This is a genomic window from Calyptranema fuscum S582 (genome assembly GCF_055793305.1).
Genome location: NZ_JBSLYH010000021.1, coordinates 1 through 24269 on the forward strand (window position 1 = coordinate 1; position 24269 = coordinate 24269).

A 24269-nucleotide genomic window follows, 5' to 3' on the forward strand; every position below is an offset into this window, starting at 1 on the left:
ATTCTTAGGAGTATCGCGTTACGGATTTACGTTAGGAGGGGATGCAGGGGTAGAACCCCTGCATCCCCTCCTAACCTGTTACTGCCCGTGCCGATGTTCAACCCATTACCTTGTGGATCCTAAGCAGAACGAACGGTGGATTCGGTAACTTCGCTCAGTTGAATCATGTCCTGTCGCGGGTCGGAGTAGGTGACTCGAACCTCCAGGCGATCGCCCGGTGTAATAGGACGGTGAAACCGCATCGCCAGTTCTAACCCCAGGTCTTCTAACAAAATCAGACCCAAATTTTCGTGCTCTCGCAACCAGCGCAGCATTAACGCCTGCCAGACCTGGTCAGGATGCCGCCGCAAAAACTCTAACCCCCAATAGCGATTGGTCTGACGCTCGACCAGCGTTGCTTCGTAAGCCGTAGAACTAACGACATAGATCAGTTCTTGCATCGCATCCAGGGAAAATGGCAAGGGTTCGCCCCGCAAATGCGCCTTAATCTGAAAGTGTGCCAGTAGATCGGTGTAGCGTCGAATCGGAGACGTGACTTGAGTATAGGTATCTAAGCCCAAACTGGCATGGCGCAGCGGCGTAATGCCCACTTCACTGCGGGGCATACACCGCCGAATCGCACAATAGCGCACCGGCCCCGCAGGCAGTTGTAAAAGCTCTTGTTCTGCCGGAAGCTCGGGTTGGGTTTGCCCTCTAAACGGGAGTGGTAAGCTATGTTCTCGCCCATAGTGCCCCGCCACTTCACCCGCCAAAATCATCATTTCGGCAACCAGATTCCGAGATAGCGAATCTTCTAAGACATCAATCGTAATTTCATCGTTGCGCACTTTGATGGACGGCTCTGGCATCCGAATGCTGATAGAACCCTGGGTTTTACGCCAGCTTTGCCGCAACATGGCGAGATTGGCGATCGCCTCTAATTCTGGTTCTGCGCTAACACCCAGTTCTAAAATTTCGTCTACATCTTCGTAGGTCAGACGATACGTGGGTTTCACCAGACTGGGGCAGATGGTATAGTCTACAACCGCACCCGTTTCATCTAAAATGACGCCAAAACTGAGGGCAGTACACACCTTGCCCTGAATCAAGCTCATGGGTCCTGTTGCCAACTCAGACGGAAACATGGGCACCATGCCCGTTGGCAAATAAACCGACGTACACCGCCGCCGCGCTTCTAAATCCAGGTCATCGCCCGGAAACACCCAACGAGAAGGGTCAGCAATGTGAATCCAAATTCGCCGTCGCTGGTCTGCTAAAGTTTCGACACTAAGCCCATCATCGATTTCACACGTACTTTCGTCGTCGATGGTGTAGACCTTGTGTTGGGTCAAGTCCAGACGATTACTATCGGGGTCTATCGGAGGTTCGACTAGGCGGCTGTTCGCCATTTCCAGTACGCCTTTAGAAAACTGAGTGGAAATCTGGCTACGCCGCAAAAATAAATTTTCATGAGGATGCCAGATCTTGAGGTTGACTAAGAGTTGAAATGCGGCTTCGGCAGATTCAGCCAGATTGAGCGCTGCCAAAGTCTCTGAAGCCTGGACTCGATGAGTTGATTCTTCTCCTAGAGTAGCAAACCGTTCTAACGCTTCGACACGAGAGCGATCGCTATCTTGCCACACCACTAGATCTCCGGCTAAGGCACTACGAACGCGCTCTAAAAACCCCATCCACTCCTGCATGCGCTGGGCAGCTAGGCTAGATTGATGTTTTAAATCAGCAACCTGACTGGCAGGACGTGGTTCATAGCGATCGCCTTTTTGCTTAAAGTACAACTTATCTTCCGAAAGAAGATAATAGGCTGCATAGCATAGCGGGGGGCTTTGGCTGGAAAACAGCAACATTGCCATTCCCGCCGGATCAACATTTTCCCCTTCCTCGACGAGCAACTCCCACGCGACTTCTAAGCTAGAAGGATCGAGATAGGTTTGAGTTTCGTTCCAGAAAGCGGCAATGTCACCGGGCTGATAAACGGTGCCGGTGACTTCGTAGGTAATCTGTCGCGGGTGCAGCGTATGAGACTGTCCCCGCTCATCGATCACAAGCCAATGCTTCTTACCCTCTGGACGGTCAACCACTGCAAGACGGCGATCGCCATGTAGACGGAATTCAACTAATGTTCCCTTATCCATCGGGCTATTGGAGGTAGGAGTCAACAATTAAAGATAGAGGTTAAGGACTAAAAGCAGAACCGTATTGCAACAGTTTGCATTAATCCTTTGATCCCTGATATCCGAATACCTTCAACGGGTTTCCTTAGTTTTCTGAAAACAACCGTCAGGAATGCGGATATTGTTTTCTGCCTAACCTTCCTGATTGACAAAGGGCAGGAGAGCCAAAATACGAGCTTGCTTAATCGCTTTCGTTAGATCTCGTTGTTGCTTTGCCGTCAACCCAGTAATACGACGAGGCAAGATTTTGCCACGCTCGGTGACAAATTTGCGCAGCAATTCAACGTCTTTGTAGTCGATGGGGTCTCCAGGCTTAATCGGAGAAACGCGGCGACGATAGTAAGTCATATCTATTTGATTTCCTTATGAACCGTATGCTTATTGCAGTGAGTGCAGAACTTTTTCAGCTCTAACCGCGCCGTAGTGTTACGGCGGTTTTTGGTGGTGGTGTAACGGGAAACCCCAGCCGATCGCTTGTCGGGGTTAGTTCGACACTCCGTACACTCCAACGTGATGATGACACGGACGCCCTTAGCCATAGTTTCCTAAATTTAAAATTTGGCAGAACAGACACAATCTACTATTTTTTCACACGACCCCTCAGATCGGCAAGTAATCGCTTCAATTTAATATCTAACGAGTAGCCTCGGCGCGACTGCACAATCAAAGTGCTTGCCAGTTGGTCATGAAAGGCTTGTTGCCGTTCCTGATCCAAAGACGCTAACCCGCAGTCGGCGGCAAGGGGCAAGAGCAGTAGCGGTGCTAAAGGATTGGATGGATTAAAGTTGGTTAGCCCACTCAGGGCTAGAAATGCTGCCAGCCCTAAAACCCCTTCCCGGCGAGCTAATTCTTTTAAGCCAGGAATTTTTTGCCAGCGACTGTCAATCACCACCATATCAAATGCCCATCGCCCCAGGCTTTGCCCTTTATTTTGGACAACCAGAACGACCCGTAACAGCAGCCAGCCCAACATAAAGGCAACCAACTGGGCGATCGCCGACGACCCCATGAGGGAACTAAATAATCCGACAATCATGGCATCGATGCCCAGTGCCGCACCTCGTCGCCACAGCGGCACTTTGGGATATCGAACAGGAACCAGTTCAGAAGGCATGATCGCTGCGGTTAAGAGGTATCTCATTCCCATACTAATTGAGTCAGGCTCAAGCTTGGGTGTAGGGTAAAGGGGTCAAGACTCTCTACAAATCTCTACATAAAATCTCTACATCAAGATGCTGCCAGCCCAACACGCCGAAAACTTGATCTTAGAATGGGTGCAACCCCTGGATTCACAGACCGATATCGAACGGGTTGACGTGCTCTCTGCGGCAGGTAGGGTGTTAGCCACGGCTGTAACCAGCCAGCTTGACTTTCCCCATTGGGATAATTCGGCAATGGATGGGTATGCCGTGCGGTATGCCGATGTTAAGGCTTGCAGTGCCGACCAGCCCGTTACCTTAGAGATTATTGAAGAGATTCCGGCAGGCTATCAGCCCCGACAAACCGTGGGGAGTGGGCAGGCTGCCCGAATTTTAACGGGGTCGATGATGCCCACTGGTGCAGATACGGTGGTGATGCAAGAAGAGACGCAACGAGAGGGCGATCGCGTAACGATCCTGGCATCTCCCAAGCCTCAGGCATTTGTTCGGCATCAAGGCACTTATTACAAAGCAGGCGAACCGTTACTGCCAGCGGGAGTGCGGCTAGCAGCACCCGAAATTGCCGTGTTAGCAGCAGCACAATGTTTACAGGTAACGGTCTACCGCCGCCTGCGTGTGGCAATCTTATCGACAGGCAGTGAGTTGGTAACGCCTGATCAACCGTTGCAACCCGGACAAATTGTAGATTCCAATCAATATGCCCTGGCAACAGCAGTGCAGCAAGCCGGTGCCGATCCAATTCTTTTGGGCATTGTGCCCGATCAACCGAACGCACTCAGAGACGCGATCGCTCAAGCGATCGCCCAGGCTGATGTGGTGCTCTCTTCTGGCGGCGTCTCCGTGGGCGATTATGATTATGTCGATCAAATCCTGGCAGAGTTAGGAGCAACCATCCACATTCGTGCGGTCGCCATTAAACCCGGTAAGCCATTAACCGTCGCCACTTTTACAAAGGTTAGAGAACAGACGACAGGCGACAGGAATCAAACCCCCGACTCGTCCCCCCCATCTCCCCCATCCTCCTCATCTCCCCCATCCCTCCCATCCCCCCATCCCCTCCTCTATTTTGGTCTTCCCGGCAATCCGGTTTCTGCCCTGGTTACCTTTTGGCGATTTGTCCAACCCGCTTTACAAAAACTATCCGGGGTCTCCAACCTAGACACGCCCGTTTGGGTAGAAGGGCGATCGCTCCACGACTTAAAGTCAGATGGCAAGCGAGAAAGTTATGTTTGGGGGCAGACTCATTTAGTAAATGGCACGTATGAATTTCAACTGGCTGGGGGGTCTCATCTGTCGGGCAATTTAATTAACCTGGCTCAAACCAACAGTCTTGCCGTTGTACCCATCGGCACCACCTTGATTCCTGCCGGTGCGTCAGTCACGATCATGCTAGTCAAAACCATCCTTCTCTAAAACCATTCCTCACAATCCAGGACAATAGCGTATGACACCCGATTCTCACCTCACCCATGCGATCGCCAACGATGCCTCCAGCTCATCAGCCGCAAACTCATCAGCCGCCAGTCCATCAGCCGCCAGCCCATGCGATTTATACCCCTGGAGTTGTGGTCCTATTGTGGTTGAGTTGCAAGAACTGCTGAACGCCCACGGCTTTACCCTCCGCATTGATGGAGACTTTGGTGGCATTACAGAAGCCGCCGTCCGCATATTTCAGAAACGGCAGGGGCTGAGAAGCGATGGCGTTGTGAATACGCTTACCTGGAATGCTTTAAAGCGCTCAGTTCCGGTAGGTAGTCGCGTCCTGAAGCGTGGACATAGCGGTTCAGATGTCTACCAACTACAAGGACTGTTGCAAATTCATGGATATCATCTTCGCCGAGATGGATTTTTTGGAGCCGAAACCCAGGGGGCAGTGCTGGGCTTTCAGCAACGTCATAAATTATTGGATGATGGTATTGTAGATTGCAAAACCTGGACGATGTTGACGGGGCGTCCTCTTCCCACCCCACCTAAACAAAATCGCTGGTTTATTAATCCTCGTAAATGGTGGTGAAGGGATTAACTTGGTGTAGACTGTTATACTGGTTAATCGGTTGTGCCGATGTGGCTCAGTGGTAGAGCACTCGATTCGTAATCGAGCGGTCGCGGGTTCAAATCCCGCCATCGGCTTTATAAGTAAATGACCGTTTAGGGCTGATTTCTCCTATCCTGTAAAGGTTTTGGGCGATTTCATGCCCGCCTTGTCGCTAGTGGCTGCGTACTACTTTGGGCAAGTTCAGGCATCTTTGGGATAAAGATTGAGATAAAGATTGAGATAAGATGGTAGTGCAAACGAACTAGCACTTTGTAATTACCTATGTACTCAAAAAGTTCCCGTGGTCGCAGAAAGGCGAAAGTTGGAAGTGTTCAATATCGGAGTTCCAATAATCGCTTGCAACTCGTATTTACGTTTGGTGGTAAGCGTCACTTCCTTTCAACAGGACTCTCAGATACTCCCTATAACCGAAAACTAGTCCAGGATAGAGCGCTAGAAATCGAAAGGGATATACAGTATGGGGAGTTTGATATTACTCTGGCAAAGTACAAGCCGGATTCAGTTCTAAGTACCGCTGATTCAGCCGCTAAAATCCATCCTTCCACTCCAACCCTCATAGAGCTATGGCAGAAATACGTGGAGTATAGAAGTCCTAACGCTTCTCCCAAAACAATTAATGGAACGTATGAACCTGTTACAGCACACCTGTCTAAATGTTCAACCGATGGATTGAAAGATGCGCTGAAATTTCGCATGGAACTGCTTCAAGTTACAACGGAGTCTCAGGCACGTAGAACCCTAATGCAACTCTCAGCCGCTTGCAAGTGGGGAATGAAGCACGGTTTGCTTGGCTCTAACCCTTTAGATGAAATGTATAAAGAGCTTGAGCCTACTAAGCCAGTTCCTCCTATGTCTTTTACGGTTGAGGAACGCGATCGCATCATCAAAGCTTTTGAAAACCATCAAGGCAAAGGGATAAGCTACCGCCACTATGCTCCATTTGTAAAATTTCTCTTTTGGAGTGGTTGTAGACCCTGTGAAGCGATCGGATTGCGTTGGGGAAGTCTAACTCCAGATTGCAGCAGAATTCATTTTCACGAAAGTATTGTAGAAGTTTCAGGCAAATTGGTCAGGCGAAGGGAAACGAAAACAGGTGTAAACCGTTGGTTTAGCTGTACTCCGAAATTGCAAGCTTTATTACAGTCAATTAGACCTGACAACCCTGAACAAGATATCTTAGTCTTTCCATCACCAAAAGGAGGCGCAATCAGTGAAAGTAATTTTGCTGATCGTGCCTGGAAAGCAATTCTCACCAGTTTGAAACTGGATATAAAAGACGGAGTCAAGATGACTCCTTATAACTGTCGAGATACATTTATTACTCTCCAAGCAACTCAAGGCAATTCATCAACTACGATTGCCCGATGGGTTGGCAATTCTAGCCAAGTAATTGAAGAAAAATATCTTGATAAGCTACAGCTTGAACATTTACGCCCAACAGAAATCTGATATTGCTCAAATGTTCATCTGGGATGTTATCGAGAAGGCGATCGCTGGGACAAAAGTTGTGGTGCGAGAGAGCATGAACTCGTCAAAGATTAGATCGACCTTGGGGAGTGATATTCATGTCATGATTTAATGACTCATCTTTCCCTGCTTTTTTCTTTAAGCGTAAAGAGAACAAACTATTTATCACATGCTCTTATGGATCTCAATCAAATTCAAACGGAACTACAAAACGCTGATTTTCAATACCGACTTAAAGCGATCGCAGCCCTGAAGGATTATCCAGCTGATGTTGCAGTTCCTTTACTGGCAAAACACCTTCATGACCCAGAATTTTTAGTCCGAACCTTTGTTGCCAGAGAGCTGGGCAGGCAAAAAACGTCTGATGCTTTTGGGTTTTTACTTCAAATGATGCGGTTTGATAACACGCCTAATGTGCGGGCAGAAGCTACAAACTCATTGTCGTTATTTGGTAAAGTTTCTGCTTCCCATTTAGTACAGACATTTTTAAGAGACGACCATTGGTTGGTGCGGCGCAGCATTCTGGCAGCCCTGGTAGAACTGGAATGCCCGGAAGAAGTTTTGGAGGTATGTGGGGCAGGATTGGCAGGAGATGATGCTGCTGTACAAGAAGCTGCTGTGGATGCTTTGGGGGCTTTAGCAATGTCCCGTCAAGCTGAAACAGCACTATCTCAACTGTTGATGCTAAAAAATAGGGAGGCAGAGTATATTCGGGTGAGAGTTGCCTATGCCCTGAAGCATTTTGATACGCCCGAAGCAAAAGCAGCGCTTGTTCAACTTCGGCAAGATGTCGATCATCGAGTGGTAGGGGCAGCGATGGAACCGTTGGTTCCTTAATTCCTAAAAGTTACTTTACTAAAGCTACTTTTCTGCCCTGCATCTGTCTTCAAACTCAAACAGTATCGCTCTGGTCTATGGTTTGTAGACTCAGAAAAACTTACAGGGGAGTCAAGCTTTCTAAGGTGGTCTTGAGGGTCAGCGGATGGATGGTTTCTAACTGGTGGGCGGGTTGACTGAGCAAGCGCGATCGCATGGCGTCACTGAGTCCCTGGACGAGAGTAAAATCGGCTCCGGCAATACTTTCAAGCTGTTCAAACTCAACATTGGTGAGATCAGCAGCTCGCAGATCGGCTCCGGCTAAATTTGCATTGTTCAATCGGACGTGACGTAAACAAGTACCCGTTAACATGCTACTTCGCAGATCGGCTTGTACTAGACGGGCTCCACGCAGATTTGCGCCCGTCAAATCCGCCCCGGTCAAGTAAGCTCCTAACAAGTTTGCCTCTTGCAAATCGGCATGACGTAGATCTGCCGTATTCAGCGCTGCCCCATTGAGATTTGCGCTTGGACCAATCGCGCCACAAGCTTTATAAGCAAAGTCTGCTGGAAAGATAGTCTGGCTATCATATCGCGCCCATTGCATCTGGGCATCTGTTAAATTCGCACCTCTTAAATCGGCTCCACTTAAATTGACCCGATATAAACAAGCCCCCTGCAAGTTAGCATCTTTCAAGCTGGCATGACTCAAATCAGCACCCCGCAGATCGGCTGCACTCAGATCTACCTGATTGAGATTGGTATAGCTTAAAGTCGCCCGAATGAGCGTGGCATGATTCAGATCGGCATTTTGTAGGTCAAATCCACTGAAGTTGAATTGATAGAAATCTTTCTGACTCAAAGTAAGCCCTGTTTTGAGCGCCGTCAAAACATCTTTAGGAGTCTTGAAAATCTCCCTGCTTCTCATAATTTCAAGTTAAAAATAGCTTCATTCACGGGTATTGTACCGTTTATTGATCCGAATGCGGTTTGAAGGGTATTCTTTTGGGTTATAGCGCTTCGCAATGGGATAGATTACGGGTGTTGTGAGAGAGCCGTGCGGAGCGCGGCTCTCTCACAACACTGTGTACTTCATGTTATTAAGAATTGCTAGTGTTAGTCCCGTGATTGAGTTTGAGGAAAATTTCATGCCACTTGTCCAGCCGTTAACGATGATGGACTTTTTCCGAAAGAGTGAAGGTATTTGGTTTACCCAGCGTACCGTGCATCATTTTGATACGATCGCTGATCAGTCGGGAGAATCAAAGCTCTATGTAGAAGTGGTTGCAGCCGATGATCCTCGGATTCAGCAGGTTTGTGAGCCACAAGGCATTGATCCGGCGATCGCAGCAGGTGGAGCCAGCTTTATGTGGCAAGAGCATGAAGATAATCAGGAGCCTAACCCCGATCGCGCAGCGGTGTTAGTTGATGTACCTGATGATGAAACAGGGCGATCGGGCAAATTACTGCGCAACCAGGGCTACGTGGAAAAGATTCCTGTCGTGAGTCGTTACTGGTTTGGCAAAGACGGCATTTTGACAATCGATACCGACTACGAGCAAAACCAGGGACAGGAGCGCTGCTGGTTCATTACTGATGATTTCCGGGTACGTGTCAGCACTGTGCGGACGATTGGCGGGGTGTATTTGATGACGTATTGTTCAGAAAGACGGTATGTCTCTGAAGCAGAATTAATCACCATGATTCAACACAACGTATCCAGAGCTTCGTAAGAAAGTAATGATGACATAATATGAAGTGTTTCATCCATCCACTCTCTAACGTTACGGATTGTTGCTTTGTTTCTCACATTTGAGACGGCTTGCCTGGCAATCTCTTACTTTGAGGGAGCATGTATGTTAAGCCTTTTAGCAAATGTATCAGCCTTATCTTGAATATTTAGAGCAATCACTGTTTCAACAGTTTGATTTACAAAGTCGCTCTATTCCAGCAGGGCTAGAGGCTCAGGTTAGTGAACGTGGTAGAAATCCTGCCACCATTAAGAGCTGGTGCTATCAATGTCCTGAGTTTCGTAAAATTCGCTACACTTACATTGACGCAGGTACAAGTGCTCAGATTTTTAATAGCGTCATTTATCCCAATCATTACTATGATTTGCCGCTACTAGGGGTTGATTTCTTGTCATTTGGGCAGGTCAAAAACCTGATTGTGATGGACTTTCAACCCTTGTTTCAGGATGAAGCTTATTTGAGAAAATATATTCATCCTTTAAAGAGGTTGCATAGTCAGTATCCAGACTTGTCACAAGGTCTGGAAATGAAATTTTATGATGCGAATCAGTACTTTTCTAAGTATTTATTATTCGCTAAAACAGATGCCGAGACTGTTAGAACGCGGGTCTTTGAAGCATTCAAAGACTATTTGAATCTATACTGGCAAATGCTAGCCGATGCTAAGCCTCTGACCCGATCGGAAGATATTCAGCGGGTTGTGAAAGCCCAAAAAGACTATGACCAATACAGTGCTGATCGGGATCCGGCATCGGGCTTGTTTAGCAGCTACTTTGGACACGAATGGTCAGAACGGTTTTTATATGGGTTTCTGTTTGAAGATGCTGTGCCGTTAGTGGTAGCAGCTGCCAGTTAGTTTAGAGATGCTGTGTTTTGAGCGACAGTGGTCAAAAAGTAACTTGAGTTCCCATGACGTTATATCAACCATTTTTAGACTACGCGATCGCACTTTTAAACGAACGCCTTGATTTGCAACCCTATCCCATTCCAGAAGGGTTTGAGTCGAAAGTGGCGATCGTGGGCAAGGGTAAACATCAAGATGAAGTTCTGACGACTAGCTATGGGTATCAGGCTCCTAAACTGCGGCAAATTCGCGCTGCCCATGTGCAAGGTGGCAATGCTCTACAAGTTTTGAACTTTGTCATCTTTCCCCACTTAACCTACGATTTACCTTTTTTTGGTGCAGATCTGGTAACCTTGCCGGGAGGACACTTGATTGCCTTGGATATGCAACCTCTGTTTCGAGATGAGCTGGGGTATCAAGCAAAATATACTCAGCCTATCTTGCCGCTGTTTGAAACCTACCGGCAACACTTGCCCTGGGGAGGAGACTTTCCGGAAGAAGCACGTCCGTTTTTCTCCCCTGCTTTTCTCTGGACGCGACCGCAAGCCACAGAAATGGTAGAGAATCATGTTTTCGCGGCGTTTCAAGGTTATCTCCAAGCGTATCTAGACTTTGTTGACCAGGCTGAGCCAGTGACGGACTCTCAATCTTTACAGGCGATTGAACAAGCTCAACGGCGCTATCTGCGCTATCGAGCTGAAAAAGATCCAGCACGAGGGATGTTTACCCGCTTCTATGGTTCTGAATGGACAGAGGAATATATTCATGGCTTTTTGTTTGATCTAGAGCGCAAGCTGGTGGGTGCCAGTGTTAGTTAATCGCAAGTACAAGCATCTCTGAGGTGCTGAGCATCACAGAGCCATGAACTTGTAATTCTGTTTGAGAAAGTGACAGCAGGGTTTTATCAAACTACGATTCTTAATTTATTGATTCACATTACGCATCTATAGCAATCCCAAGTGGGTTGTGGGAGGCTCACCCCGAAGGGGCGAGCCTCCCACAACCCGCCTATCTTATAACTCATTTAGACCTGCTATATCTCTATACTTCGTACTTTTTTGAAAAGTAAAATTAATAGGTTTGCTCATTGGCAACGCAATCTGAGAAGATCAGATGTAGGTCTGAATTAAATGGTTTTTAGAAAAGTCAACGGATATGGAAAATACTCAAGAAGTTATCTCACTCGAACAAGCAACTCCTGAAGACTTGGCAGAAATTATTACTGAGTTGGAGCAATATCGAGAACGATTGGTGAATGAAACCCTGTCCACAGCGCAGCGAGCTAAAATTATGAAGTCGCAAGCCATGGCTAGTTTAGATCTGCAACTCACTCAAATTGATGCCCAACTCCAGGCACTCCGCCAACGGCAAGCCGTTCTCACAGCTGGCAACTAACATGATTGACCCACAATGGCGAATTGAAAATTTGTGATGACTCACTCGCATAACCCTGGATCTTCAGCGATGGATGCTACAACTCTGCCCGTTAAAGTAGAGCAAATTCAATCTGAGAATGATGCTCTTCTCCAGAGCGTGGATGAGCAGATTACACTCAGCACCTTTGAACCCACAGATCAACTTCTGCAACGATTGGTAGCAGGGTTAGGAGATCCACGGGGGCTGGTGCGATTGAGATTTGCAGAAACGCTGGGAGAAATTGGCGAACCTGCGACCCCTTTTCTATTAGAAGCTTTAGCACATCATCCTGATGTGGTTGTGCGGCGGGCAGCAGCCAAGACCCTTACGATTATTGCTGATCCATCGGCAGTGCCAACATTACTTCATTCTTTCTTGAACGATGAAGATACAGTAGTCAAGGGGTCATGTGCGGGCGCACTGGCAAGAACAGGAGAAGCGTCTGTTCCGGCATTGCTGGGTATTTTGGCATCTACGGATCAGCCTGAGGATATCAAAGGTCATGCAGCTTGGGCGTTAGCCTTTATTGGTTCTGAAGCGTCAGATTATTTATATCAAGCATTGAATGATGCATCGCTGGACGTGCGGTGTGCCGTGATTGGGGCATTAGGGCATGTGGCGCAGGAACAGTCTGACGAAAAGTCCTGCAATCTTCTAGTGTCTGCGTTGACCGATCCAGAACCACTCATCCGCACGGAGGCGGCGGCTGCCTTAGGGCAAGTCAATTATCCTACGGCTGTGCCCCACTTGATTTTGGCGATTCAAGATGCCGATTTAGATGTGAGGAAAGCAGCTATTAATGCTCTTGGCAAAACAGGCGATCGCTCAGCCTTACCCTCATTACAGTCACTGTTAGACGATCCGCAAGAGGTGATTAAAGTGCTGGCAAAGCTGGCGATCGCCCAAATCGAGCGACAATCTGAAGTAGACGATTGGTAATCTATTGTCGTGTGTTGAACTCTAGTTCAGCAGGACGTGCCAATCGCCTGGGACTGTGATGCAGCGGAAGCTTTACTGCTCTCTCCGCTGAAATTTGGTGGTCATCTCTAAGCGAGATAACGCGCTGGTGGCAGATTCGCGCACATAAGAGTCAGTTGATTCAGAATGAATCAGTTGAGTGAGAACCTCGACCCCCCGTTCATCACCGATTGAACCTAAGGCGTTGACGATTGAAATGGCTAGTGCTGGATTATCTGTTGTTTGCACAGCTTCAATTAAAATCTCTACAACCGGAGTGCCAATTTCACCCAGCGCCATCACAACGGCAATATTAACCACAGGATTTGGATCATTCAGTGCCGTTTTTAATCCCTGAACCCCTTCAACAGACAAGGGTGTATCGGGATGGTTGATCACGACTTGCGCTAATGCTTTGGCTGCACTACCCCGCACGGTCACATTGCCACTGTTGAGTAACGCATCTACCAACGGTGGTACCGTGTCGTGACCGATCGCTCCTAATGCTTTCACGGCTGCCCGTCGATACGTCGTATCGTCTTCATCCAAAATGCTCATTAACCGAGGGATAGTCGTTTCATCTCGGTTTTCTGCCAGTTCCCACATTGCCTGTTCACGCAGGTGAGGATTGGGGTGTTTGAGCTGTTGAAATAGTTCTTCAGTGGTTGACATGGTAAAAATTAAAAAGGCAACATTAAACCCAGAGAGTGCGCTGAAAATACAAAACATTAAAACTTGAGCGGTGGGCGAATCACGATCGAATGTTTAATTTTGTTTTTGCTTTTTCTTGAACTAACCAATCATCATCAGGGGTAACCTGCTCATAACCGCTGATATCGCCAAAACGTTCCAGTGCCATCAACGTTGCATATTTCAAATCCCAGATTTTGGTTTCCAGGCAAGTTTTTAGCTCAGGAATGGCACGTGGATCGCCCAATTCTGCAAGTGCGATCGCAGCGGCGGCACGCGATTTCTGAAACTGAGGTTGTTTATTATGCAATGCCTCAATCAATAAATCATAGGCAGGTGCATGTTTCAACCAGCCAAATAGCTTTACCACATGGAAGTGCGCCCCATAGTCCTGAGTAGCTTCTTCGGCATAGGTCGCAAAAAGGGCTGCCGGTGCTGCCTCCGGGTAATGCTCAAGCAGTGTTTTGGTGGCTAGATAACAACGCCCAAAATCAGTTTCATACAGTTCGCGAATCAAAAAGGCTAAGTCTGGTAGTTGATCGTAACAATGCACCAGATCCAGATCCCCTGGATGATCGCGTAAAGATTGTTCTAAAGCGGGTTGAATAGTCGCAAAGGTAATGGCTCCGGCAGCAATACCGACTTCTGCTAGCATTCGTATGCCGCGCAGTCGAAACACAAGTGATACCGGGCAACGGGTGATACTGGGAATGGCATCATAGTAGCGGGCATCAATCAAGTCTTGAATGGATAATCGTCGTGCCAGCACATTTGTATTTTGCAACATTGCCACAACTTGACCCATCTGGGTATCGTCTCTGGTCAAGCGGCAAATGGCTGTAATGGCAGCGCTTGCTGTTGGCAGGTCAGCATTATCTGTAAAGCGACGAATCCGTTCTAGAGCAGGCTGATAACCCAACTTTGCCAGGGTATGAATCAGCACCCGATAGGTTTGTCCTGGCTTATCCAGTAATCGAGCCATATCTTCCAGGATGGCAGCATCCTGGGTGCCTATTTCACCGATCGCCCAGGCAGCATTCTCTACCGTATAGCAATCATCATCGTTTAGACAGTCATGGATCACGGGCAGAGCCTGAACGGCTTGCAATCGTCCTAATGTTTCTACTGCTTTACGTCTGACAATGCGGTTATCGAGGGCAGGATCGGTTTGCTGCACTGCTCGTATCAGAGCATTGATAGCTTGCTCTGTGGGGAAGTTCACCAAATGAGATGCGGCAATATAACGCGAATCATCTTCACTGATCTGATCTTGAGGGGTATCTAATAGAGCGATCGCATGATCCTCCGTTAGATTGAAAAAATTAGAAAAGCGTCTATCCATAAATCACCTGATTTGGGGAAAGTTCGACTGAAATTGTCCTATCCCTCTTTAAGCAAAGCAATTGTAAAACCTGCCCCTACAAGAAGTAATTTTATTCTTTTTGATTAGTGTTGTTCACACAATATTTTTTGTGGCACGGGCGTCGCCTGTGTCACAAAAAATATATTACTTTTTCAGGACGACCTTTTTCGCAGTGATCTGGCATCCAAAGACAAACCTGGAGATTCTTGGTCACCACTTAACCTTAACAGGCAAAGCACAGAACTAAGAACCTCCAGGTCTACAAGGGAGGAGTCTAACCTGTCACGCAATCACTAATCTAGTCGTTGACTAGGACAGTGAGTTGATTGCATAGTCGAGCAGAGCATTGTACTCGGTCAATGCTTGAGCAGACATATCGCGAGGAGCGCAACCACGGTTGCGAGCAAAGCTCAATGCTTCAACATAAGGAGCCGTAGGTAGACCCAACGCACGATAAACTTCACGCTGACCTGCGATACCCCACTCATCCAAAGGACCTGTACCACCTACAACCAGGCTGTACTGGATCAAGCGCAGGTAGTGCTTGATGTCACGAGCACACTTGGTCTTAAAGGTGTCGGTGGAGTTAGCTTCACCAGCATTGTTCAGGTAAGGATACTTCTTAATGCAAGCATCATACGCTTCTCTAGCAACGTTGTCGAGGTTGTTAGCCAGCTTTTCAGCTGCTTCCAAACGAGCAGCTGCACGCTGAATAGAACCCTGAACAGACTCTAGATCAGAGGTGCTAGGGAAACGACCTGCTGCATCAGCAGCCGCAATAACGGTAGTAACAACGGATTTCATGTTTTAAATCTCCCAAAGTTTAGAGTGTTGATTGTTGTGCAATTTCTTTCTGAGCCAGTAGAATTCGACTAGCTCAGGGCAGCAATCACGCGATCGAAGTAGCTGGATGCTTCAGCAACCAGGCTAGCGCAACGATCTTCTACCACTGGGGAACCCATTTTGCGGAGCTTAGCACCAGCACGAGCTTCGCTGGGGGTGTCTTTGATGTGAGCAGCGGCTTGAGCCTTCATGATTTGCACGGCACGCACGGTGGATGTGGTGGGGACGCCCAGAGCTGCGTAGGTTTCTTTCAAACCGTTGAGGCAACGATCGTCTAGAACAGACGCATCACCAGCCAACAAAGCGTAAGTCACGTAGCGCAAAACGATTTCAGCATCACGCAAGCAAGCTGCCATGCGGCGGTTGGGGTAGCAGTTACCACCAGCCTGGATCAGACCTTGGTTTTCACAAATCATCCCAGCAACAGCGTCAGAAACCATACAGCTAGCGTTGCTAGCAATAGCGTTTACAGCATCTAAACGACGGTTGCCGCTAGCAACAAATGCCTTAAGAGCATTGATATCGCTAACTACAGAGGTGCTGGCATCAGCTGAAACGACGGCTCTAGAAAAGGCGTCAAGCATCTCGCTCTCCTTAAAAATAATAATCTGTAAAACTGTTCACCTGTTGGTTGAATCAGATGTCAAAAACATAAGAGATGGAGAAGACCCCCGTCTCAGTTATGAGAAACAAAGCAATAATCCGTAACACCTTAAAATGCATCCTCATCCAAGTAGACTCGGATGAGGATGCAAGTCGAGGGTTAAATGTTTAATTGGAGGTTTGACTAAAGCTGTCTAAACTTCAAGCTCTGCTAGCATTTCGGCGAGACGATGAAGTAAAGAATAAAGATCAAATTAAAGTATTTTAGCTGTGTCAGAAACCAAATTAAGTTATGTAATTTTCTTAGGCAAGAGCAAACTAATGCTGCACCCATCCTCCTATGATTGTGAGTAACTTTTGTAAGATTCCATTAAGGAAAGGGAGATTTACAGGCGTGGCAATTCCTCTTTTAGAATATTCTCCTGCTAGTCAAAACCAGCGGGTGTCAAGTTATGAAGTACCTGGAGACGAGCAGCCTAGAATCTACTCCATGGAAAATCGGCTTTCCCCTTCAGACGTGGATACTCTGATTGAAGCAGCCTATCGTCAGATTTTTTTTCATGCCTTTGCTGCCGATCGTGAGCGGTTTTTGGAGTCCCAACTTCGTAGCAGACAAATCACGGTTCGTGATTTTGTGCGTGGATTGCTGCTTTCCAATACGTACAAGCGTAGTTTCTATGACCTCAACAGCAATTACCGCTTTGTTGAACAAACTGTTCAGAGAGTGTTGGGACGCGATGTTTATGGTCCGCAAGAAAAGATTGCTCGGTCGATCATCGTCGCGACCAAAGGCATTGTGGGGTTTGTAGACGATCTCCTCAACAGTGAAGAGTACCTGGAAACATTTGGCTACGATACGCTTCCTTATCAGCGTAGTCGTGTTTTGCCTGGTCGATCAGAAGGTGAACGACCTTTCAACATCACATCTCCTCGTTACGACGAATACTATCGGGGTAAGTTTGGCTTCCCACAAGCCATCTGGCAGATGACTGTTCGTCGTTACGCTTCTCAAGACAAGCAGCCTAAAGTGGGTAGCCCATCACAGTTTCTTGATATGGCTCGGAGTATCAACCCACAGGGTAATTCACCGCAGCGAATCTCTGCGCTCAATATCGATATTGAAAAATCAGTTCCTTATCGTCGTAAGTAAAATTGGCAATAAAAAAGAGTGTGCATTATCTCTGATTGAGAGTGAGCACACTCTTTTTTATTGATAGCGGTACGCATTAGGGTTAGGACGGGGTGCAGAGGTTTCACCCCTGCGTGGGGGTACCGCCCCAACCCCCTGATATCCTAACTGGATTGCATAGACCTATAAATGACATTTTCGATAGTGTGAAGTACAAGTTATTGTGTGAGAGCCGCGCGCCGTGCGGCTCTCACACAATAAGCGTAATTTATCCAGACGCGAAGTGTTATATAAACAGCAACACTTCTAGTGTTGCAAACACGAAATTTTGCAACATGGGGGTTTGGGGGCTGCGCCCCCAAGAGGGGGGTTTACCCCCCTCCACCCCTCTAAAACTTTTAAGTTGATGTACTAGTCTTGGGTATCAAATCGAGAGCGAAAACTACCATATTTGAACCAGTACTGCTTCAACGCATGACAAGGTGTATGCAAACTGGCTCGGGCACGATATAAAACGACTTGTCGGTGATCGCCCATCCAGATTTTATCTACTGGATCGACTGCAATAACGGTTCCTCCCAGTGCTGAAACACTCTCACAAAAACGGTCAACTGCACTATAGTCTACAGTTTCAAACACAAAGAAATTGCCTGAACAAATTAAATGACGGCTGCGAATCCAGCACTGCATTTTCTTCTGCGCTTCTGGAGGCAGCATTTTAGTCTCAACGGATTTTAAACAGGGCAGTGAACTATCAGACAATAGTTGGGACTTCATGGGCAAAACTCTCCCGTTTTTCAAACCGCAAGGGACCGAAGGTAGAACCCCAAACTTGCTGGTGTGTGTTGATGTCTAAGCCTTTATCAAGGCTTACCCAGGTGTTTTCGGTGATTTCAACGTAGCTATCTAGATACGTCTGGCAACCCTGTTTTTCAATCAAGCAACGCTGACCAGGTTCAACACTGCCTTGAAAGCGATCGCCTTCTCGCTTAAAGATCATCGAACAGTGGTAGCGACGTTCAATACAATCAGGAGTAATAGTTCGGAGAATAGTTAAATCACGCGCCGATCCCGCATACAGCATCGGATTCTTTAAACCATAGTTTTCGATATAAATGCGATCGCCTTGTTCAATCAGGCGATGCACTCCTTGGCGGTAAGGACTCCACAAATCATAGTCATAAACCTGCTCAGAATAGAGACCAATACCAGAGAAAAACTCAAAGGCTAAGGGACGAAAAAACACATGGATATGAGCGTAATCTCTAGAATTTTCAAGCGCTTGTTTAGCATTGCTAAAGTCTCCTGCCATCCAACGAGCCAGGGTAATCAAATCATTGGATGTTACTTGAGACGAATGCGGTGGAGTCGATGACATGAGCATAAAAACAATGAAAGTGGAGAATTAAAAATTGAGATATTACTCGGCTCAAATATTCGATTGGGTGTTGCTGATTCTAAGGATGAATGTGAATGTGAAACCTTTGATTTCACATTGATTCCCTGATTAAGATGTGCTTTTAATTTCTTTACGGATTTCTGAAGCAAAGGAAGCCGTGACCACTCCCGTGCCAGCACTGGTTTTAATCAGAGAGACACGACAGCGAACATTAGGATTAACAAACCAGATTTTTTCTTCGGCAGCGGCACGATCATACGCTGTTACTAAAACAAAAGTGCCATCTTCTGTGAGATGGTAGTCGCCGATCGCTGCAATTTCTTCGGCATAGCCTTGATCCCGTAGCAGCTTGCCACGCTTGGGTTGGGTTAAATCAGGAAGAGGTACTAAGACACACGTTCCTTTGACAATCTCACTATCTTCCCAGTCTGATTGTCCTTCCCAACTCATCCGGAAAGGTGAAACAGCCGTTTGGGGGTCAACGCTATACGTTTTACAAAGTTCAATCACGGCTGGGTCATCGACTGAAAGCGAAATGATATCGATCTCAGACTGAACTGCTTCAAAATGACCAAATGCCAAATGATGAGCACTACGCTGCGATCGCCAATGCCCAATTGAATTCGCTACAAACTCAGTAATATCCATCAACGTTTTGGTTTCCGTTGTGATTGTTTTTCTGGGGGCTTTCAGTGGTGCTTGAACGTGAGTCTCTTGCTGATACAAACCAACAAGGTGCAATTATCCGGTAGACTCAATCAAAAAGTTTGCAGCGGAGTGCAGGAATATCGGGATTAACCCTCATCTCCCAACCTCTTCTCCCCACAGGAGAAAGGGAGCTGGATTGAAAGTCCCTCTCCCCTGGGGAGAGGGATTTAGGGTGAGGGCAAAAATGGCAGCACGCAAAGCAAACGACCCACTAGTAGTCATCGTGCTTCATTTGACTCGTGGCTCAATCACCCGTGCACACTTCCCTAAGCTACTTCAGTAATGCTGAGAATCTTGCCACCTGTCTTATGGATGTTTTGAATTTTCTGGGAGAGCTGGTTATATCCGACTTCAAAGGTAATAGCGCTCTGGGTAACACGGGCTCCGTAGTTGGCTTTGGACACTGATACACGGAAACGCTTGTCTCGACTATTGGAAGCACCGGAGGCACCCACTGGAGCTACGATCTTAGTGGGCAAATTATTACCAATGTCACTGATTAACTTTGCCGCTTTCCCTACATCATTAGCTGCAAATCCCCGCATCAGCGCAAAGGTACGGTTGAATCCTACGTTTTTGATGCCGGTTTGGGTGTGATTTCCTCGTGGAGCAGGGACAGCATTTTCACCAAAACTCTGATTGTATTCATCGCTGATGATGTAGGAATCAATCTCGGCTTCATAGCCTTGGCTGTTATAAATCTGTACATGTTCCGAAATTTCTGCTTGATCTTGTGGGGCACGACCCAGCAAATGCTTGAAATTTAATTCAACAAAACGGTAAGGCGAAGATGTTTCAAAAAACAGAGAGCGGTATAGATCGGATTGCGCTACGGCACGAACAAACCCCTTAACGGTAATGTCGCCATTGCGTAACAGGGATTCAGCGCTAATGAGCCGCTGATTATCCATGACATGCACATTACCTAAAACTTGCCGATAAGCTGCTCGAATCACAGCTTGTAGATCATCTTCAGTTGCGTTGGGTCGCAGTTCAATCGATTCTGATTCAATCCAAAGTGCCATATTTAAAGTCTCTTTAGTAAGTGTTGTGTTCAGGGGTCAGTGTAGCCACTGCTCACCCGACTATGCTGCTGTCACTTAATAACAATCGTGCTTTGCAGTAGGGTGGGTTACACTCACCCTACTAGTAGACACAATTAAAAGTTTGACAACGGGGTGCAGGGGTGGAACCCCTGCGTGGGGGCTATGCCTCTAGTCCCCGTGTTGTTTGTGCACAAAAATTAGTGTTTGCAACACGGGGGAAAGCATTAAAGCTCGGTAATGCTGACGATCTTGCCAGAGGTACGATTAATCCGCTGAATTTGTGGAGTCATCTTGCTGGCGGGAACAATATACTCCGTGCCACTGATTCGACGAGGGCTGTCAAATTTCGAGCCTGTCACGACAATCTTGAACCGCTTCTCAGTCCCAGAACCTATGACTGTTGCGGACGAGGGTTTCACCGCAGTAGCGCTATTGGTCGCAACGGCATAAACCAATTGAGATGATTGCACGGCACTGCTAATTTGTGCTGGACCACGGTCAAGGGCAAAAATTCGGTTGTAGCCTACTTGCTTGGGATTTGCTTCGCTTGCATTTCCACGAGTGTAAGGCACAACATTTTCACCGAATGCGGTTTGGTATTCAATGCTGTCAATATAGGAGTCGATTTCTGCATCGTAGCCTTCAGCCACTGTCCGCACAATATGTTCGGATACTTCTTTTTGGTCTTGCGGTGCCCGTCCCAATAAGTGTAAGAAGTTGAGTTCCACAAAACGGTAGGGAGCACAGGACTCAAAGTAGCGAGACCGATAAAAATCAGACTTTGCTACTGCCCGAACAAACTCCCGCACAGAAATGGAGCGATCGCACAATTGGGACTCTGCGGTCACCAAGCGCTCACTGTCCATCACATGAGGGTTGCCCAACACTTGCTTATACACTGCCCGAATGATGATCTGGATTTCTTCTAAGCTGCTAGTAGGCCATAGTTCCAGATTTGTAGAGGATGCCATTAGAACCCTATCTCCTAAAGATATAAAGCGAGTTTCCAAATTAAAAAGTTGTCTGACAGAAGTAGATTTGGGTCATACTTCAAAAAAATGCTTTTCACCTTAGGGACGTTCCATCGAATGCCCCTAAGGGGAGGGTCTAAACAACTGTGATGCTGGCAATCACGCCGCCCTGTTGGTGAATCCGCTGATATTCCTGGGAAAGTTTATCGTAGGGCACCAGAAATACCTGGTTGCTGCGGCGAAATTTGGAAACCCGATTGACAACCTTAGAGCGGTAGCCTGTGACTTCAATTCGATAGACTTTACCATCCGAAGTGGCACCCACACCCAGGCGTGTTCGAGGAGTGCTGGCAGGTGAAGAGAAGGCAGCACCGCTGCTGGCAGGCGAAATTACGGGAGTTGGAGTGTTTTGAATCACAAGAGCATTCAGCTTAGGACTCTTACCAGACAGACTACCTTTGAGACTGCTGCTAGATGCTCCACGCACTAGTTGGAAGGTATGAGTGAATTGCACCATGCTCTGACACGCTTCGCTCTTATAGCCTCGGATGTAAGGCACAAGGTTTTCGCCAAAGACCGTTTGGTACTCATCGCTATCAAGATAGGAATCAATTTCAGCTTCAAACCCTTCGGTATCCAGAATGGTGCTGTGCATCCGCATTTCTTCTAGATCCAGCGGTGGGCGACCCAGCAAATGCCGAAAGTTGAGTTCGATTGCCCGATACCGAGCACAACTGGTGAAGAATCGAGAGCGGTAAAGCTCAGACTTTGCCACACTGCGAACGAATTCACGGACGCTCAGTTCACCTCGCTTAAACTGGGATTCCGGCACGGTAAGCCGCTCGCTTTCCATCACATAGGCATTGCCTAACACTTGACGATAAACCGCTTGAATAATCGTTTCAACTTCTTCCTGTGAGCGACCCGGCACCCATTCAACAGGAGGGGTTTCATCAAACAGGCTCACTCCTAAGCGTGAAGCTGGTCCAAAAGTCATTACTGGTATCTCCTAGTTAACGACACAGTTTATTTAAGAAAATTGTTTCAAGACGTAAAGAAACCTTAGATCTGGCACTCAGGCAAATCAGACACCTGGATCAACTCGCTGATAACAGGGCAAACTATCAGCTCTCTAGAAACCAGAAGAGAATGATTTTCCAAGCGTGTAGGCTTTCCTGCCGCTGGATACGCTTTGTTATGATTAATCTTCTTATGAGTGCGCACCCATAAATGTCAAGATTTATTAAGTTGACTTAATTGGCACTCTTTTTGCACAAATGATTTTGGCGGGATCTTGCCGAATCCGGGTGTGAATTTGCCCGTAGAACCACGGTTCTACGGGCAAATTCACACCCGGATTTGGCATCACCATAGGGGTACCCGCTTGGGTTAAGTCCGGTGTTGTGGGGCGCTCCGCGCTCCACAACACCGTTTCTGTACTGAACGACCTTGCACACTGCTATAAGGTTGAGTGAAAACGCGATGGAGCGAAAGAACTGGATTACCACTCTATTTCTGGTTTTCGCGTCATTGGTCTTTTACTCGGTTGCTCCTGCCCGGATTAATAAGGCAGTTGCCTGTTCTGACCGAAAGGACTTGCGCGCTTCGCTTAAGGCAGTGGCACCCCAGCGATTGGTCGGACGAAAATCGGCGTTGTGTTCTAGCAGCAGAGTCATGTTTTCCAGGTTGCCTTGCGCCGCCGCCATCATGAGGGCAGTCCAACCGCCCAGATTGGCGATATTAACTTCAACTCCCAAGTCGAGCAATGCCTTAACCGTGTAAGAGTGTCCTCGATCGACTGCTAAGTACAAGGCAGTATCTCCAATTCGGTTGGTGGCGTTAACCGCTGCCCCCAGAGTCACCAGCCGTTGCACAAGATCGGTCTGCCCATGTCGTGCCATTATCATTAAAACCGTTTCGTCGTAAGCGTTGCGGTGGTGAATGTCAGCACCATGATCTAGCAAAGTAGATATGATCGATCGGCGATCGCCCTCGGCGGCAAATAGTAATGCGGTGTAGCCAGCAGAATTTTGGGCATTCACGGCGGCACCGTGCGCCAAGAGTTGCTCGACAATCTCCAGGTAGCCTTCGGCGGCTGCCCACATCAATGCTGTATTACTTGCACCAACAGCCGTGACACCGCCCGTGGTATTGGCATCCGCACCTTGCGCTAACAAATCAGCCACCGCAACACTATCGCCTTGAACGATTACTCGGATTAAATCGTCGTTGAGGGAAGGCATAGTGGAATGATGGGGTAGAGAGCTAGATGGTAATGAAAGGATGAGAGAACAGGTCGCTTGTTCTGGGTTCTGACGAATTTTTCACTTTATATCGAGTTCATTGCATCCGGCTTTAATTCCACCTTAAAGATGCTGTCAGGAGGTTTTTGAGCGATGGTTGCTTCCCAGGCGATCGCTTGTAAAAAGGTATCCCCAGATCGAGTTTCCACGACATCAACCCCCCAATCTCCGGGTTGCAGAGCATCTGGGGAGTCGCTGGTTGCGGGGGTCGTTTTAATGCCACCCAGCACCAAAATATCTGGAAAATTAGTCGCATCTAAATGTTGCGATCGCCGCTTTTCTGCCAGGGCAGCAGCACATAGACCGCCAACTTGCGATGATGAAAATTGATGGGTTGGAAACTGGATTTCAACCATCCAATGGGGATGATTTACGGGTCGGCATTGGAGGTGTGGATATTGCTTCAAGCCTGCTTCAAAGACGGCTGCAAATTCCTCACGGTTCAGCGCCGGTATGATGTCGGATGAAACATCAAAGTTATGGGAGAGCAGCATCCGACCCTGAATTTCTTTATTCACAAGTATTTAAGGATGATGGTATAAGGATGTGTTGCATCCTCTAGATTATCATTCCTGT

At 47.5% G+C, this 24269-nt stretch carries 27 protein-coding genes and 1 tRNA gene; 11 read left to right on the plus strand and 17 right to left on the minus strand.

The genetic code is table 11. The features are described from left to right. Positions 1–119 precede the first annotated feature (119 nt). The 4 genes from ACR6Z4_RS15395 to ACR6Z4_RS15410 all read right to left on the minus strand — a co-directional run bounded on the left by ACR6Z4_RS15395 (position 120) and on the right by ACR6Z4_RS15410 (position 3312). Entirely contained in the window at positions 120–2132 is a 2013-nt protein-coding gene (locus ACR6Z4_RS15395; RefSeq protein WP_479718179.1) for a ribonuclease catalytic domain-containing protein, read from the minus strand. Between the two features lie 171 nt (positions 2133–2303). Continuing rightward, on the minus strand, positions 2304–2519 hold the full coding sequence (rpsR, locus tag ACR6Z4_RS15400; protein ID WP_479718180.1) for a 30S ribosomal protein S18: 216 nt from the start codon (positions 2517–2519) through the stop codon (positions 2304–2306). Between the two features lie 2 nt (positions 2520–2521). Then, complete coding sequence (gene rpmG / locus ACR6Z4_RS15405) at positions 2522–2710, minus strand: 50S ribosomal protein L33 (protein ID WP_479718181.1); 189 nt, start codon at positions 2708–2710, stop codon at positions 2522–2524. Positions 2711–2751: 41 nt separating this feature from the next. After that, complete coding sequence (locus tag ACR6Z4_RS15410) at positions 2752–3312, minus strand: RDD family protein (protein WP_479718182.1); 561 nt, start codon at positions 3310–3312, stop codon at positions 2752–2754. Between the two features lie 91 nt (positions 3313–3403). On the opposite strand from ACR6Z4_RS15410, the gene ACR6Z4_RS15415 reads away from it, so the two are divergent. The 5 genes from ACR6Z4_RS15415 to ACR6Z4_RS15435 all read left to right on the plus strand — a co-directional run bounded on the left by ACR6Z4_RS15415 (position 3404) and on the right by ACR6Z4_RS15435 (position 7691). Beyond that, a complete protein-coding gene (locus tag ACR6Z4_RS15415; RefSeq protein ID WP_479718183.1) occupies positions 3404–4744 on the plus strand; it encodes a molybdopterin molybdotransferase MoeA in 1341 nt (446 codons plus the stop codon). 31 nt (positions 4745–4775) lie between these two features. Then, positions 4776–5345: a peptidoglycan-binding domain-containing protein gene (locus ACR6Z4_RS15420; RefSeq protein WP_479718184.1), complete on the plus strand. Its 570-nt coding sequence runs from the start codon at positions 4776–4778 to the stop codon at positions 5343–5345. 44 nt (positions 5346–5389) lie between these two features. Beyond that, a tRNA-Thr gene (locus ACR6Z4_RS15425) sits at positions 5390–5461 on the plus strand. A 187-nt stretch (positions 5462–5648) separates the two neighbouring features. Next, positions 5649–6836, plus strand: a complete 1188-nt coding sequence (locus tag ACR6Z4_RS15430) for an Arm DNA-binding domain-containing protein (RefSeq protein WP_479718185.1) — start codon at positions 5649–5651, stop codon at positions 6834–6836. A 195-nt stretch (positions 6837–7031) separates the two neighbouring features. Further along, a complete protein-coding gene (locus ACR6Z4_RS15435) occupies positions 7032–7691 on the plus strand; it encodes a HEAT repeat domain-containing protein (protein ID WP_479718186.1) in 660 nt (219 codons plus the stop codon). A gap of 100 nt (positions 7692–7791) precedes the next feature. Here the strand turns inward: ACR6Z4_RS15435 and ACR6Z4_RS15440 are convergent, their stop codons facing one another. Beyond that, positions 7792–8598, minus strand: a complete 807-nt coding sequence (locus ACR6Z4_RS15440; RefSeq protein WP_479718187.1) for a pentapeptide repeat-containing protein — start codon at positions 8596–8598, stop codon at positions 7792–7794. 220 nt (positions 8599–8818) lie between these two features. Here ACR6Z4_RS15440 and ACR6Z4_RS15445 point away from each other — a divergent pair, with 220 nt between their 5' ends. The 5 genes from ACR6Z4_RS15445 (at position 8819) to ACR6Z4_RS15465 (ending at position 12620) form a co-directional block, all read left to right on the plus strand. Further along, complete coding sequence (locus tag ACR6Z4_RS15445) at positions 8819–9403, plus strand: phycobiliprotein lyase (protein ID WP_479718188.1); 585 nt, start codon at positions 8819–8821, stop codon at positions 9401–9403. Positions 9404–9545: 142 nt separating this feature from the next. After that, the gene (locus tag ACR6Z4_RS15450) at positions 9546–10277 is read left to right on the plus strand and encodes a 15,16-dihydrobiliverdin:ferredoxin oxidoreductase (protein WP_479718189.1); all 732 of its coding nucleotides are present in this window, start codon (positions 9546–9548) and stop codon (positions 10275–10277) included. Between the two features lie 53 nt (positions 10278–10330). Beyond that, a complete protein-coding gene (locus tag ACR6Z4_RS15455; RefSeq protein ID WP_479718190.1) occupies positions 10331–11083 on the plus strand; it encodes a phycoerythrobilin:ferredoxin oxidoreductase in 753 nt (250 codons plus the stop codon). Positions 11084–11420: 337 nt separating this feature from the next. Next, positions 11421–11660 (plus strand): hypothetical protein, encoded by a 240-nt coding sequence (locus ACR6Z4_RS15460; RefSeq protein ID WP_479718191.1) that lies wholly within the window; start codon positions 11421–11423, stop codon positions 11658–11660. 69 nt (positions 11661–11729) lie between these two features. After that, a complete protein-coding gene (locus ACR6Z4_RS15465; protein WP_479718192.1) occupies positions 11730–12620 on the plus strand; it encodes a HEAT repeat domain-containing protein in 891 nt (296 codons plus the stop codon). 72 nt (positions 12621–12692) lie between these two features. Here the strand turns inward: ACR6Z4_RS15465 and ACR6Z4_RS15470 are convergent, their stop codons facing one another. The 4 genes from ACR6Z4_RS15470 to cpeB form a co-directional block, all read right to left on the minus strand. After that, positions 12693–13310 (minus strand): HEAT repeat domain-containing protein, encoded by a 618-nt coding sequence (locus ACR6Z4_RS15470; RefSeq protein WP_479718193.1) that lies wholly within the window; start codon positions 13308–13310, stop codon positions 12693–12695. Between the two features lie 79 nt (positions 13311–13389). Next, on the minus strand, positions 13390–14670 hold the full coding sequence (locus ACR6Z4_RS15475) for a HEAT repeat domain-containing protein (protein ID WP_479718194.1): 1281 nt from the start codon (positions 14668–14670) through the stop codon (positions 13390–13392). A 330-nt stretch (positions 14671–15000) separates the two neighbouring features. Beyond that, positions 15001–15495 carry a C-phycoerythrin subunit alpha gene (gene cpeA / locus ACR6Z4_RS15480; protein ID WP_479718195.1) on the minus strand — a complete coding sequence of 165 codons (495 nt, stop codon included), beginning with the start codon at positions 15493–15495 and terminating at the stop codon, positions 15001–15003. 68 nt (positions 15496–15563) lie between these two features. After that, the gene (cpeB, locus tag ACR6Z4_RS15485) at positions 15564–16118 is read right to left on the minus strand and encodes a C-phycoerythrin subunit beta (RefSeq protein ID WP_479718196.1); all 555 of its coding nucleotides are present in this window, start codon (positions 16116–16118) and stop codon (positions 15564–15566) included. Positions 16119–16531: 413 nt separating this feature from the next. On the opposite strand from cpeB, the gene ACR6Z4_RS15490 reads away from it, so the two are divergent. Further along, positions 16532–17287 carry a phycobilisome rod-core linker polypeptide gene (locus ACR6Z4_RS15490; protein ID WP_479718197.1) on the plus strand — a complete coding sequence of 252 codons (756 nt, stop codon included), beginning with the start codon at positions 16532–16534 and terminating at the stop codon, positions 17285–17287. 390 nt (positions 17288–17677) lie between these two features. On the opposite strand, the gene ACR6Z4_RS15495 is transcribed toward ACR6Z4_RS15490, so the two are convergent. The 8 genes from ACR6Z4_RS15495 to ACR6Z4_RS15530 form a co-directional block, all read right to left on the minus strand. After that, complete coding sequence (locus ACR6Z4_RS15495; RefSeq protein WP_479718198.1) at positions 17678–18043, minus strand: CpeR family transcriptional regulator; 366 nt, start codon at positions 18041–18043, stop codon at positions 17678–17680. Continuing rightward, positions 18021–18644, minus strand: coding sequence for a CpcT/CpeT family chromophore lyase (locus ACR6Z4_RS15500; protein ID WP_479718199.1), 624 nt, complete (start codon positions 18642–18644; stop codon positions 18021–18023). The genes ACR6Z4_RS15495 and ACR6Z4_RS15500 overlap by 23 nt, the downstream gene beginning before the upstream one ends. Before the next feature lie 129 nt (positions 18645–18773). Beyond that, positions 18774–19313 (minus strand): phycobiliprotein lyase, encoded by a 540-nt coding sequence (locus ACR6Z4_RS15505; protein WP_479718200.1) that lies wholly within the window; start codon positions 19311–19313, stop codon positions 18774–18776. A gap of 326 nt (positions 19314–19639) precedes the next feature. After that, positions 19640–20398, minus strand: coding sequence for a phycobilisome rod-core linker polypeptide (locus ACR6Z4_RS15510; protein ID WP_479718201.1), 759 nt, complete (start codon positions 20396–20398; stop codon positions 19640–19642). 245 nt (positions 20399–20643) lie between these two features. Next, positions 20644–21390, minus strand: coding sequence for a phycobilisome rod-core linker polypeptide (locus ACR6Z4_RS15515; protein ID WP_479718202.1), 747 nt, complete (start codon positions 21388–21390; stop codon positions 20644–20646). 136 nt (positions 21391–21526) lie between these two features. Beyond that, on the minus strand, positions 21527–22387 hold the full coding sequence (locus tag ACR6Z4_RS15520) for a phycobilisome rod-core linker polypeptide (RefSeq protein ID WP_479718203.1): 861 nt from the start codon (positions 22385–22387) through the stop codon (positions 21527–21529). A gap of 541 nt (positions 22388–22928) precedes the next feature. Beyond that, a complete protein-coding gene (locus ACR6Z4_RS15525) occupies positions 22929–23633 on the minus strand; it encodes an ankyrin repeat domain-containing protein (RefSeq protein WP_479718204.1) in 705 nt (234 codons plus the stop codon). 86 nt (positions 23634–23719) lie between these two features. Further along, entirely contained in the window at positions 23720–24211 is a 492-nt protein-coding gene (locus tag ACR6Z4_RS15530; RefSeq protein ID WP_479718205.1) for a DUF2656 domain-containing protein, read from the minus strand. Positions 24212–24269: the final 58 nt, after the last annotated feature.